Below are 13,936 nucleotides of genomic sequence, written 5' to 3'. Positions count from 1 at the left end.
ATAATTTAGGTGTGTAATGTGCGCTTCCTTCACACTTTTGAGCTGAACCTGAAAGATAAGTTTAACCAGAAACAATCCCACAGTTGTTTGCTCTTTCGTGCAAGACAATTAATTGCCCAAGTTGTACCTGGAGTGGGTCAACTCCAGAAAATGGAACAAATATGCAACAAGTAGAAGCCAACACAATTCGTCTATTAATTATTGAAGCTTCACAAAATGAAGCTGAGCAAGTTGTTAGTCTTTTTCGTAATGCCGGCAGAGCAACTCGTGCCCATCGCGTTACCTCAGTTGTAGACCTGGAAGATGTTTTAAATGGCCAATTATGGGATTTATTGATCGCTAGTCATCCAATGGATGAAATAAATGGTGATCAAGCACTTGCAACAGTAAAAAAACTCAATAAAGACCTTCCTGTTATTCTGCTTCAAGAAAGCTATGATTCAGAAGGATTCACAGAAGCCTTACAGCAAGGCTATAAGGACATAGTACTTTATGGTGAAGAACGTCGCCTGGTGCTTGTTTCATTCCGAGAAGTCGATAACCTGCTAGAACGCCGAATGCGTCGTAAGGCAGAAGTATCGCTTCGTGAAACAGAAAAACGCTGTCAGCTGCTGCTAAACAGCTCAGTAGATGCTATTGCTTACGTTCATGATGGTATGCATATTTATGTCAACAAGTCCTATGTGGAGTTGTTCGGCTATGATGACCCAGAAGAAATGGAAGGCTTGCCAATTATTGACCTACTGGCATCAGAAGATCAGGCTCAATTCAAAAGTTTCCTCAAAAATTATCAGCAAGGTGATAGCAACTCTGAAGACCTGGTTTGTCAAGGAGTTAAAGCTGATGACTCAAAGTTCAAAGCCCGTATGTCCTTCTCCCCAGCAACCTATGATGGAGAGCCTTGTACCCAGTTAATTATTCGTGTTGACAAAGGCAATGCTGAGCTTGAAGAAAAACTAAAAGAAATCAGTACGCAAGATCTAGTCACTGGACTTTTCAATCGTCAGTTCTTTACAGAACAGCTTGAAAAAACCGTTGAGCGTGCTGTCGACGGCAAAGGAAACAGCGGTTTATTTTATATTGCACTGGATAATTTTGACGCAATTCGCGCGCAAATTGGGTTAGCAGACTCAGATTTAGTACTGGCGGATATTAGCTCACTTCTGAAGACACACATCACTGCACCCAATATTATCTCCCGCTATGGTGATAACATTTTTATGGCACTGTTAAATACTGATAGTCAGAATTTGCTCTCCACCTTAGCCAAAGCTATCTGTAAAAGTGTTGAAGATAACTTATCTGAAGTGTCAGGTCGGACTGTACAAATTAAAATAAGCATTGGTATCACCATCGTTAACGAAACAACCAATAAAGTGAAAGAAATTTTAGATCTCGCACAAAAAGGAACGGAACGTGCGAAATCCGAAGGTGAAAATAAATTTGCTTTTTATACTGCTCAAGATGACCTTGCAGAGTTAGCCGGCGAAGGTAATGTGCTCGCTATGATCCAGCAAGGGATAGAGAAAAATGATTTTAAACTACTGTTTCAACCTATTATCAGTTTAAGGGGAGACAGCGAAGAGCATTATGAAGTCCTGCTCCGCTTATATGATTCAGACGGAAAAGAGATTCCAACTAAAGAAATCTTTACGACTGCTGAAAAGGCTAAATTAGCTACAAAAGTAGACCGATGGGTTATATTGCAGTCAATTAAATTACTTGCAGTACATCGTGCTAAAGGCCACAGTACACGACTGTTTATTCATATTTCAGGTCCTTCACTACAAGATAAAACGCTGGTACCTTGGGTCAGTGTTGCGCTCAAAGCTGCACGGTTGCCAAGCGACAGTTTAATTTTCCAAATCAGCGAAGAAGACGCCACAACCTACCTTAAGCAAGCAAAAGAGTTAACCAAAGCCCTTGGAGAACTGCATTGCAAAGTAGCGCTGACGCACTTTGGCTGCGCAATCAATCCTTTCAATAATCTAAAACACCTTACAGTAGATTATGTCAAAACTGATGGTTCCTTCACTCAAGACTTAAACAATCCTGAAACCCAGGAAAACCTAAAAACAATGATCAGTTCCCTCCATAGTCAGGGTAAGCTCACCATTGTTCCTTTGGTTGAAAATGCCTCTGTATTAGCGACACTTTGGCAAGCAGGTGTTAATTATATTCAAGGTTACTATTTGCAAGGACCCGTGGCTGAAATGGACTATGACTTTAGCAGCGACGAAGACTAACCCTTCCTCAGTAACACACTAAAAATCGCCAATATTGAGCGAGTCACATGACTTTTTGCACTACATTTGTGGTTTGAGCACGCTTTGCCCCCTGTGAAAAACCCAACACAGGGGGGTTGTTTTTCTTAAGGATAGACAGCTTAAAGTCTCAAGGTAAGTCTTGGTCTCGATACCCCAGCAAATAGAGTAGAGCATCTAAACCCAAGGTTGAGATCGATTGTTTAGCTGCCGTTTTAACCATGGGTTTAGCTCGAAAGGCAACACCAAGTCCAGCTACACCGAGCATAGGTAAGTCATTAGCACCATCACCTACCGCAATGACTTGATCCAACACTAAATGCTCTTGACTCGCAAGAGACTGCAGCAAAGCTGCTTTCCGCTGCCCATCAATGACTTCACCAATAACATCCCCTGTTAGTTTGCCATCAACTATTTCCAGCTCATTGGCAAATACATAGTCAATGCCAAGTTTTTGCTGAAGATAACGGGCAAAATAAGTAAATCCTCCAGAAATAATCGCTGTTTTATAACCCAGTTTATGTAAAGTCGGAATAAGCTTAGCTGTACCGTCCGTTAACTGAAGTCGTTCAGCAACCTTAGCCAATACAGACTCATCCAGCCCTTTTAGCAGTTTCATTCTCTTAGCAAAACTAGCCTTAAAGTCCAACTCTCCCCGCATCGCCTGTTCTGTTATTGCCGCTACCTTATCCCCAACCCCCGCCTCTTTGGCCAACTCATCAATCACTTCTGCCTGTATCAGAGTAGAGTCCATATCAAAAGCAACCAGTCTACGACTCCTTCGATAAACGCTATCTTTCTGAATAGCAAGATCAACATCCAACTCCTGGGCAACCTGTAAACAATGATTTCTAAGCTGGGGTAAACTTTCAGGCAAGCCTCGTAACATCAATTCAATACATGAGACAGCAGGTGGCGTATTGACATCAACAGGCGCAGAGAGGCGTTCCATACGCTCTATAGTAAGTCCATGCTCCAACGCCAGTCGACTAATTGACATCAAGTAATGTGCAGTAACCTGCTTGGCAAGTAGCGTAACAATATAGCGAGGATGCTGCTTATCAATTAGCCACCGTTGGTAGTCATCCTCACTGACGGGTTCAATGTGTACATTAATACCAAAGCGATGACCAAAATAGACGACATCTTTAAAAAGCAGTGCTGCATCAGTGTTATCTGCCAAGCTTAGTAATGCGGCACAGCTGAAATGTTCATGAGAAGCTGATTGCTCAATATCCAGAATTTGAGCCTGGTGGCCTGCCAGCACCTGAAAAAAATGATCTGCAATGGTCGGCTGGTATTTGCCCTGCAGATTGAGTACAACAATATCTGCCACCCTATAACCCCTCTTCTGTTAATCATCAGTGAACAGGAAAGCAATATTACGGTCAGTTATATTACGCATTCACTCAAAATACACCATACTTAAACACTACACATGTAGCTAATCGTATGGAGTAAGTGAAATGTTTAAAGCATAGTTGAAAAGCAACACCTCATTAAAAAAATGCCAAACACTTTTTGGAAGGTATATTTATGCTTAAACCAAATTTAGACCTTTAATCTCTTGTAATAATGTAAAATAACCCAACTATGATTGTCTAAGTTATAAGATATTATCCTTCTTTTTTTATTACCCCCACCCCTGGTATTATCGTGCTAGAACCGACGAACAACATATTTATTCAACTTTTTCGCCGACTCCGCCATTGGCAGTTGTCCATCAGAAAAAAATTTGCCATTTTATTTACGCTTATTTTAGGGGTTTTTGGTTGCTTATTTGCCTTTATTGCCCACGAAGAAATCTCTGCAGGAAATAAGCATTTAGCGTATGCGTTTGGTAAAACTATCGCCCACCAACTGGCTGAGAGCGCTGCAAGCCTGATAACTAGTGGCGACCAGCTCAGTTTAAATGTACTTTTAAACCAGCTTGTCTCAAACCCTTATATTTATAGTGCTGAAGTGTTTAGTGTGGATAATCGCTTATTAGCAACCGTTAAAACTAAATCTAAACTAAATAGTCAGCCCTACCCCACTATTTTTTCGACTCCCGTCCACTACCAAAATGTCTTAGTGGGTCACATTCGAGTTCGACTAGATAAGGCTATGACGACTAAGCCTGCACGTGAAGCTATGTTCATGGTCATACTCAGTGGAGTACTGCTATTAATTTGTGGACTGATCCTTTTAATGCGACAAACTCACCAGCTTACTTTTCGTCTCAAGCTACTGGCAAACGCATTGAACCGCAAAGATGAGCGTATTTTGCATACGTTAAGCCAGTCAACACACCCTGACGAAATAGGCAGTGTCCAACGCGCATTAAGTGCAATACTGCCACCTCCTGAAGGTGAAACTACTCAAAAACATGTTCAACAAACTGCGATTGTTGGCGTTCATCTTCATAACCTAACTACGCTACAGCAGTATATGATTACAGGAGACTTTCAAGATTTACTCAGTCACTTTACTGAAATATTGCAAGTCACTACTGATGAGTATGATGGCCAATTAAGTTTCACTGCAGATGGACATGCTGTCGTACACTTTTCTGACACGCAAAGTTTTTCTGAACTTGTCAATCACAGCCTGTCCTTCATCAACACACTGGAAAATAGAAGAAAAGATGCTGAGCTCGATACCCTCAAAATAGGCTGTGGTGTCGCACTTGAACTTGCAGATCAGCAGACACAAGAAAATGCTCACCCTTTATTGGCCCATAACCCGCTTGCAGTTGCCCTACAATTAGCGTCTATTGCAAAAACCAACCCCTTAATACATAAAGACGATCTTTCGTTTTGCAAACAGGTTACCTTCGAAGCAAGCCCTATTGGTCCAGAAGCTAAAATATTTAGCCTATACCAACCATCTCCTGAACCGGTATAACAAAATCCCCTAAAGCGGTATAAAAAAAAGCAGCCAACATAGGCTGCTTTTTTCTCACTTGCTTAGCAAAAGAAAGGATAGAACTAACTTTTTGACTCTATTTCAATTGAGTCCACTTTTTGAAAGCCCCGAGGTAACTTACTTCCTCGGCGACCTCTATCACCATGGTAATGCTCAATATCCGCAGGCTTAAGTGTTAACTTCCGTCTGCCAGACTTCAGTATCAGGTTATCACTAGGTGAAAACAACGTCATAGCGACCACAAACTCTTCTCGCTCAGCAACTCTAGGGGCTGGGATATTAATGATTTTATTACCTTTACCACGAGCCATCACGGGCAGCTCAGATAAGGGGAATACCAACATTCGGCCTTCGTTGCTGACAACTACTAGCCAGTCCTGTTCAACATCCTTCACTTCGACAGGTATTAACACACGCCCCCCATCAGGCAAGGTTAATACAGCCTTACCTGAGCGGTTTTTGGTGACAAGCTCTTTCGTTGGAACCACAAAACCATAGCCTGCGTCAGATGCCATCAAATAGTAGCTGGACTCTTCTTCTGCTGACAAAATACCAATAAAGTCGGCACCAGAAGGTACATTAAGACGCCCAGTAAGCGGCTCACCTTGGCCTCTTGCAGAAGGTAGTGTATGTGTGGGCAAAGTATATGCCCTACCAGTGGAGTCTAAGAAAACTGTGGGTACATTGCTACGCCCATGCATAGACATCAAGTACTTATCACCTGCCTTATAATTTAATGCAGTAGGATCTACTTCATGTCCTTTAGCTGTTCTAACCCAACCTTTTGCAGAGAGTACGACAGTTACAGGGTCAGACGAAAGCATGTCTGTTTCATCCATTGCTTTCGCTTCTGCACGACTAACGATAGGTGAACGACGATCATCCCCATACGCTTTAGCATCAGCCAACAACTCTTTTTTAATCAGTGTCCGCATACGAGCAGCCGAACCTAAGATTTTTTCCAACTTATCTCGCTCTTTGGCTAAGTCATCTTGCTCGCCTCGAATTTTCATCTCTTCCAGCTTGGCTAAATGCCTTAGCTTTAAGTCTAAGATGGCTTCAGCCTGATCAGAAGACAATCCAAAACGCTCCATTAGTACAGGCTTAGGCTGATCTTCAGTGCGGATAATTTCAATGATCTCATCAATATTCAAGAAAGCGATTAATAGTCCTTCCAGAATATGCAACCGTTTGAGTACTTTATCCAAACGATATTGTAAACGACGACGAACCGTCTCTGTTCGATACGTCAGCCATTCAGATAAAATCTCATTAATTGGCTTAACATGTGGACGGCCATCTAACCCCACCATATTTAAATTAATACGATAGGGCTTTTCTAAATCAGTGGTGGCAAATAAATGCGCCATTAAGCGCTCAACATCCACCCGATTGGATTTAGGTACAATTAACAATCGAGTTGGATTTTCATGATCAGACTCATCCCGTAAGTCCGATACCATAGGTAATTTTTTACTTTGAATTTGAGCTGCAATTTGTTCCAAAATCTTTGCGCCAGACACTTGATGCGGTAGCGCAGTGATTACTATATCCCCATTTTCCTTATGGTAAACCGCTCTCATTTTTAATGAGCCACGACCTGTCTTATAGATTTTAATGATTTCATTTTGCGGTGTGATAATTTCCGCATCAGTAGGAAAGTCTGGTGCAGGAATAAACTGACAAACATCTTCTACTGTCGCATTTGGACTATCCAGCAAATGCATACAGGCATCAACGACTTCACGTAAGTTATGGGGCGGGATATCTGTTGCCATCCCTACTGCAATACCCGTACTGCCGTTTAATAGTACATTAGGTACTCGTGCGGGTAGGCAAGAAGGCTCCATAAGCGTGCCATCAAAATTAGGCACCCAATCAGCAGTCCCTTGTCCTAGCTCACCCAGTAATACTTCAGCATAATTCGCTAATTTGGCCTCGGTATAACGCATTGCCGCAAATGACTTTGGATCATCAGGTGATCCCCAGTTACCTTGACCGAAGACTAATGGGTAACGATAAGAAAAAGGCTGAGCCATCAACACCATGGCTTCATAGCAGGCTGAATCACCATGAGGGTGATACTTACCAAGTACATCCCCGACTGTACGCGCAGATTTTTTAAATTTTGCCGTCGCTTTTAGGCCAAGCTCACTCATCGCATACACAATACGACGTTGAACAGGCTTTAATCCATCACTGATATGTGGAAGCGCTCGATCTAAAATGACGTACATGGAGTAATTCAGATAGGCATTCTCTGTATAAGAATGCAACGACTGACGCTCTACACCATCATCGCCAATCACAATATTTTCCATAGCAACCAACTCACTTAAACTTTGCTAGTGCTTGTATACCCTAATTGCTGCAGGGTATATCAACTAAAGAAGCAGACTAATTTACTTCAGCTTGGTTACCCACTAATTCCAACCAAGCTTTACGATCAGCAGCTCGTTTTTTGGCTAGTAACATATCTAATGTTTCAAAGGCTGCTTCCGCATCATCTAGTGTCAATTGAACTAACCGCCGGGTATCGACAGCCATGGTCGTCTCCCTTAGCTGTAAGGGGTTCATCTCACCAAGCCCCTTAAAACGCTGCACATTGATTTTTCCTTTTTTCTTCTCTGCCTCAATGCGATCAAGAATGCCTTGCTTTTCAGCATCATCCAGCGCATAGAAAACATCTTTACCCACATCAATTCGGTAAAGGGGAGGCATAGCAACGTACACATGGCCAGCTTCAACCAATGCTCTAAAATGGCGAACAAAGAGTGCGCAAAGCAGTGTGGCGATATGCAAACCATCAGAGTCCGCATCCGCTAGAATGCAGACTTTGCCATAGCGCAACCCAGAGATATCTTCTGTGCCAGGATCAACGCCTAATGCCACTGCGATATCGTGAATTTCCTGGGAAGAAAGCACATCGCCAGAGTCCACTTCCCAGCTATTTAAAATCTTGCCTCGAAGCGGCATGATTGCTTGAAACTCTCGATCCCGAGCTTGCTTAGCTGAGCCACCAGCTGAGTCACCCTCAACTAAAAATAACTCACTATAGGCTGGATCCTGGCTGGAACAATCTGCCAACTTACCAGGTAAAGCAGGGCCAGCAGTGACCTTTTTTCGAGCAACTTTTTTAGAAGCCTTCAAGCGCTGCTGAGCATTACTGATACAAAGTTCTGCAAGCTGTTCAGCTTGTGCTGTGTGTTGATTCAACCACAAGCTAAACGCATCTTTCACAACACCTGCAACAAAGGTTGCACACTCTCGAGATGATAAACGTTCTTTGGTCTGCCCCGAAAACTGTGGTTCTGCCAGCTTGACAGAGAGCACATAACAGCAGCGATCCCAAATATCATCTGGTGCCAGTTTTACACCCCGGGGTAACAAGTTCCGAAACTCACAAAACTCACGCATGGCTTCTAAAAGCCCCGTCCGCAAGCCATTAACATGGGTTCCACCTTGAGCAGTGGGTATCAAGTTAACATAGCTCTCGGCTATTTGTTCCCCTCCCTCTGGCAGCCACTGAACAGCCCAGTCAGCCGCTTCAGTTTTCCCAGCCATAGAACCTACAAATGGGTCAGGAGGTAATGTCTCTGCATCTTTAGTGGTAGCAATAAGATAGTCTTTTAATCCATCTTCGTAGTACCAGCTCACTGTTTCATTAGTAGCAAGATCTTCAAACTCAACATGAAGACCTGGGCATAACACAGCTTTAGCACGTAACACATGATGTAGTCGTACAACCGAAAATTTAGCTGAGTCAAAGTACTTTGCATCAGGTATAAAACGCACAGTTGTCCCTGTATCCCGTTTTTTACATGTGCCAACTGTCTGCAAATCTTGAGCTTTTTCACCCTTCAAAAAGCCCATGCGATAGATTTGACCAGCACGCTTAATGGTTACTTCCAAATGGCTAGAAAGTGCATTGACAACTGACACTCCAACACCATGTAACCCACCCGAAAACTGATAGTTTTTATTTGAAAACTTACCGCCTGCGTGAAGGCGCGTGAGAATCAACTCAACACCTGAAATACCTTCTTCAGGGTGAATATCAACAGGCATCCCACGCCCATTATCAGAAACTTCCAAAGAGTGATCTGGGTGCAAGGTAACCTTCACATGGGTTGCATACCCAGCTAAAGCTTCGTCGACACTGTTATCAATCACCTCTTGAGCGAGATGATTTGGACGCGTTGTATCCGTGTACATACCAGGCCGCTTGCGAACTGGATCAAGACCACTTAATACTTCAATGGATTCAGCGTTATATGTACTCATAATTAATCTGTACTAGCCCCTGTTATGATCGACAGGTGGTAACATCCCGAAAAAGCTGTAGATTTCCTCAAGATGTTGCTCAAAATAGTCAAAGTGGTGGCTACCACCTGGCTCAATAACCTGTGGTGAGCTTTTAAAAAAATCGACTGCTTGACGATAATCTAATACGTCATCTGCTGTTTGTACCATCAGCAAACAGTCCTCTGGATGACTCAAGTGACTAACCTTAAGTGCTTTTAGTTCAGTTATGTGTTGCTCTGTAAGGGTGAACCTTTCCCCTGTATATGGGTTAACATTGTCTCCCAAGTAATTACATAGCAACTCATAAGGCTTTATTGCAGGGTTAATCGCTACTAATTTTACGCAACCTAACCCAGCTTTTTTAGCAAGTAAGTGCTCTCGTAGCCAAACACCATAATAACCACCTAATGAACTGCCGATCAAATATACATCAGAAGCTACACTCTTCGTAGCAAGTAGTTCCCACAAAAATTCTGCTGCTTGTGTCGGGTAGCACGGTAGTTGAGGCACAATACACTGACTTTTAAAGCACTGTTGTGCCAAAGATTCCGTCAAGAGCTGTGCTTTTTTTGAGGAAGGTGCACTCAAAAAGCCATGAATATAAATTATTAAAGGTTCACTGTGCATATTTTACCTTGAGTCACGAGCATAGCCCTAGCTATAACCAACAACATGTCTATTTTCATCAATAATGACAAGTATAATGCTAGGCTAGCTGTACATGCCTCAATAGCATATCAGGGCTGACTGAGCTGGTTATTAGGTTAAATCATGGAAAAATGATGGTGGGCTAACAGCTCTCAGTTGTACACAAATACATCAGTTAGCGCTTTTACACGATATTGAATTCAATTGGTTATTATGAGGAAAGAAGCTGGTGACTATTAATGCATAGTTCGCCAAGTAAAAAAAGCAAACTAGTAACCTTTAACACTGTAGTCAATTTCAAATTCTATGTGGGTAACTCTCTCAACAAATGTGCCTATTTCCCCATCGGCTCTCAACTGGAAAACACGATAACCAGGCGCACTGACATCAGCCTGAAAAGTCTCACTACCAGGTGAAAATTGGACACAAGTAGACGGCGAAGCGAGTACTCTAATACCATTATGAATTTGATCATACTCTTGGTGAATATGCCCACAGGCAATTGCACGAACACTGTCATATTGAGCAAGGGCTTCAAAAAACTCTTCTGCGTTATGTAAACCAATTTGGTCAATCCAAGCACTATCTACAGGCACTGGGTGATGATGAAGACAAACAAGGACATTAGGCCGCTCAGCATTTTTGAGCGAAGTGTTTAAAAAGTTCAACTCTGCTTGACTCAATTTACCAAATACCTTTCCAGGAATACTGGAATTCAGCATAATGATTTGCCAGTTCCCAATGGTAATTTTTTTATACAAATTTGTTTTACCAGCAAATAATTGAGCCATCACTCGAAATTCATCATGATTTCCTGGCAACCAATAGGAGGCTATCCCCATGCCATTAACCAGTCGAGCGAACTCTTTATAAGATCGCGCCGAACCATCCTGAGAGATATCCCCTGTAGCCAATATCAAATCAACGTTATCGATATGCTGAATTTTTTTAATAACTTCTTTGAGGCTATCTTGGGTATTCATACCCAATAAACGACCATCAGCCGCTTGAAAGAGGTGACTATCCGTAATCTGAATAATGGTAACTGTATTATTAGAATTGTCGGCAGACAACGTCTGACTCCTGCAACCGAGTGAAAAGCTGACCAACGATTTTAATTCACTTAAAACTCAAACAAGAATGAGTTTTAATACAACAGTCAAAAGCAAGTACTCAACAAAATTATTTAAAAAACCCAAATAATTCTTCTTAACCTGTCGGGTACTGCGAACTTGCTTTGCTCTGCTGACTCCTAATGTATGTGCGATTGATCTGTTTACAATCAATTTCTCTACTATAGCAATCTTGTTTCCATCCCCAACTGAAGATCGCACATAATCAAACACAGTTCACATAAAAACTGCCTCACTGTGACGGTATGCTAACCATATCAAGATCATAGCCATGCTCCAAGCAGTTTACCAAGCACTCGGATAGTAGGCGATTATGTTGTGCTTTCTCATCAGGTTGAAGCATCTGTGGGTTTGGATAAGGGTATTTAGGCGCGGTATTTCGTTGCTTTTGAATACTGATCACCTCAGCCATGCTCACATCATGATAAAGCCGAACCTGAAAAAGTGGGAGCACTAGCCAGGAACCAGATCCCTGCTCATAGTTCATACTTAAAACAGTGGTATATTTACAACGCTCAACCACTGTAAATGTCACCATAAACTGCCGGCTTCCCATTCGTACAGCCATGTGAGCCTGCTCCTTTTCTGCCAAGTCAGGCAACAGCTTAAGTAAGCGAGCATAATTTGTTTCACATTGTGTTTGTAGCTCAACGAGGCTAACTTTGTATTCAGTTTTACCCATGTTCTGCTCACTGCTTTGTAATAACTTAAAACTTGACAAAAAAAACGCTTTATACTTGGTAATTTCCTGATTATTAAGGCTTTTAATAGCAACATTTTCTATGAAAAGCATATCATTGAAGCCCTATTTAGGGAAATAAACACCCGAAATAACAACTTTTCTAGTTTAATCTTATTCTTTCAGTCCCCCTCACCATACAATGCCTTTGATCAATAGGCCCTGACCACTTAAGCCCCAGCCTTACGCATTACCCTTTGCTAATACATTCGCCCCCACTCTCCTTTGTTAATAGCAAAGGGTTACTAATGTTAAATATGACTTAATACTCAAGCATAAAAGCCTCAAGTAATTATTCATTCCGACTTTCTAAAGTTTGTTACTCTTTGTTATTACACATCAATATTTGATAATCTTCTCTTATTGAATATTGTTTGGCGCAATAATTAACAACCTAAGTACAGTTTTTTGTTATAACAGTACATTCGTTCTTGCCAACCAAACTGACGAGAACCCCAAAAGCTCAGGAATCTTTTTATTATGAGAAAGCGACGTTCCCCCAAATGGTTTCTGGTGACAGCATTAGTCCTCGTCCCCCTGTCCTCATTTGCGGATGAACCTCTAAACCTAATGGAGGTTTATCAACTCGCGCTGGAAAATGATGCAGAGTTTGCTGCAGCCAAAGCCGCACTAAAAGCGGGAGAAGAACTGGATGACCAGGGAAGATCTCAGCTTTTGCCAAAAATTTCAGCCAGTGCCAACACTCAAAAAACAAAGCAACACCTGCTGGATGCTAATGATTTAGCATCTACTGACCGGACCAGCAGTTATAACTCTCATGGTTGGTCTGCCACTTTGCGGCAACCATTATTTGATTTAAGTAAATGGTTTAGTTACACACGCTCTAAAGTGTTGACAGAACAAGCCCAACACCAGTTTCAGCTTGAACTGCAAAAGCTCATCTTACGGGTTGCAGAGGCTTACTTTGACGTATTACGGGCACAAGACACCTTAGCCACAGCTAAAGCTAAAGAAGCAGCATTCAAACGGCAGTACGACCAAGCTGAGCAACGCTTTGAAGTTGGACTTGTGGCTAAAACGGATGTCTTAGAAGCCAAAGCCAGTTATGACACTGCTCGCGTTGATCGGATCGTAGCTGAAAATGATGTTGATGTTAGCCTAGAAAAACTACGGACCATTACAGGTAACTACATATCGTCAATTGGCAAACTTGATAAACAAATGCCAGTCAAAACCCCTATCCCAAACCGCAGCAAGGACTGGGTTGACAATGCAATGACACAGAACCTGGATATCAAGGTTGCAAGAGACTCCGTTCGAGCGGCAGAAGAACTGTTAAGACAAAATAAGTCAGGTCATGCTCCAACAGTTAATGCTATCGCACAGTATGATCACACAGCAGGCGCTTCAAGTAACACATCAATTGATGATTTTTCTGGCAAATCGAATACCACAGTATACAAGCTTCAAGTAGATCTACCCATTTTCTCTGGTGGCCTAACCAGCTCTCAAGTCAGGGAGTCCACTCATAAATTGACGCAAGCTCAAAAACAAGAGGAGTTTGCTCAGCGAAGCGCCTTCCAGGATACACGCAACCTCTTCAACACCATTGTTGCTGACGTACAGAAAGTTGATGCACGCTGGCAAAGCACCATTTCTTCTACAAGTGCTCTTGAGGCAACAGAGAGTGGATACGAGGTTGGTACACGGAATATCATTGATGTATTGCAGGCACAGCAAGTTCTGTATAACTCTCAACGAGATTACCTCAACGCTCGTTACGACTATATTATTAACTCCTTGCGCTTAAGAAGAGCGGCAGGCACCTTAGATGAGCGTGACTTAAAGACTTTGAATAACTGGGTTACTAAAAAACAAAATACTGAACTGCTCCCACCGTTAAACTACCAATAGTGACTCATAAAATCGCTTTACTGCATATTCAAGCCAGGTGAAACTTCTAAGGCTTGAATATGCAC

Annotated in this window: 9 protein-coding genes; 3 read left to right on the top strand and 6 right to left on the bottom strand. The window is 42.2% G+C overall.

What is annotated here, in order from left to right; all coding sequences use genetic code 11:
- The first annotated feature begins 161 nt into the window (after positions 1-161).
- Positions 162-2,246, top strand: a complete 2,085-nt coding sequence (locus tag KCG35_RS07395; RefSeq protein ID WP_215819045.1) for an EAL domain-containing response regulator — start codon at positions 162-164, stop codon at positions 2,244-2,246.
- 148 nt (positions 2,247-2,394) lie between these two features.
- Here KCG35_RS07395 and serB read toward each other — a convergent pair whose 3' ends face one another.
- Positions 2,395-3,600: a phosphoserine phosphatase SerB gene (serB, locus tag KCG35_RS07390; RefSeq protein ID WP_215819044.1), complete on the bottom strand. Its 1,206-nt coding sequence runs from the start codon at positions 3,598-3,600 to the stop codon at positions 2,395-2,397.
- A gap of 320 nt (positions 3,601-3,920) precedes the next feature.
- Here serB and KCG35_RS07385 point away from each other — a divergent pair, with 320 nt between their 5' ends.
- A complete protein-coding gene (locus tag KCG35_RS07385; protein ID WP_215819043.1) occupies positions 3,921-5,150 on the top strand; it encodes a hypothetical protein in 1,230 nt (409 codons plus the stop codon).
- A gap of 83 nt (positions 5,151-5,233) precedes the next feature.
- On the opposite strand, the gene parC is transcribed toward KCG35_RS07385, so the two are convergent.
- The 5 genes from parC to KCG35_RS07360 all read right to left on the bottom strand — a co-directional run bounded on the left by parC (position 5,234) and on the right by KCG35_RS07360 (position 12,050).
- Positions 5,234-7,492, bottom strand: coding sequence for a DNA topoisomerase IV subunit A (gene parC / locus KCG35_RS07380; RefSeq protein WP_215819042.1), 2,259 nt, complete (start codon positions 7,490-7,492; stop codon positions 5,234-5,236).
- 76 nt (positions 7,493-7,568) lie between these two features.
- A complete protein-coding gene (gene parE, locus KCG35_RS07375; RefSeq protein WP_230409073.1) occupies positions 7,569-9,455 on the bottom strand; it encodes a DNA topoisomerase IV subunit B in 1,887 nt (628 codons plus the stop codon).
- Positions 9,456-9,467: 12 nt separating this feature from the next.
- Positions 9,468-10,103: a YqiA/YcfP family alpha/beta fold hydrolase gene (locus KCG35_RS07370; RefSeq protein ID WP_215819041.1), complete on the bottom strand. Its 636-nt coding sequence runs from the start codon at positions 10,101-10,103 to the stop codon at positions 9,468-9,470.
- Positions 10,104-10,393: 290 nt separating this feature from the next.
- Positions 10,394-11,197 carry a 3',5'-cyclic-AMP phosphodiesterase gene (gene cpdA / locus KCG35_RS07365; RefSeq protein WP_215819040.1) on the bottom strand — a complete coding sequence of 268 codons (804 nt, stop codon included), beginning with the start codon at positions 11,195-11,197 and terminating at the stop codon, positions 10,394-10,396.
- Positions 11,198-11,489: 292 nt separating this feature from the next.
- Positions 11,490-12,050: a DUF1249 domain-containing protein gene (locus KCG35_RS07360; protein ID WP_215819039.1), complete on the bottom strand. Its 561-nt coding sequence runs from the start codon at positions 12,048-12,050 to the stop codon at positions 11,490-11,492.
- A 426-nt stretch (positions 12,051-12,476) separates the two neighbouring features.
- On the opposite strand from KCG35_RS07360, the gene KCG35_RS07355 reads away from it, so the two are divergent.
- A complete protein-coding gene (locus KCG35_RS07355) occupies positions 12,477-13,871 on the top strand; it encodes a TolC family outer membrane protein (RefSeq protein WP_215819038.1) in 1,395 nt (464 codons plus the stop codon).
- Positions 13,872-13,936 lie beyond the last annotated feature (65 nt).

It is taken from the genome of Zooshikella harenae (assembly GCF_018837975.1).
Lineage (GTDB): Bacteria > Pseudomonadota > Gammaproteobacteria > Pseudomonadales > Zooshikellaceae > Zooshikella > Zooshikella harenae.
This window is presented reverse-complemented; position numbering and strand designations above follow the sequence as displayed.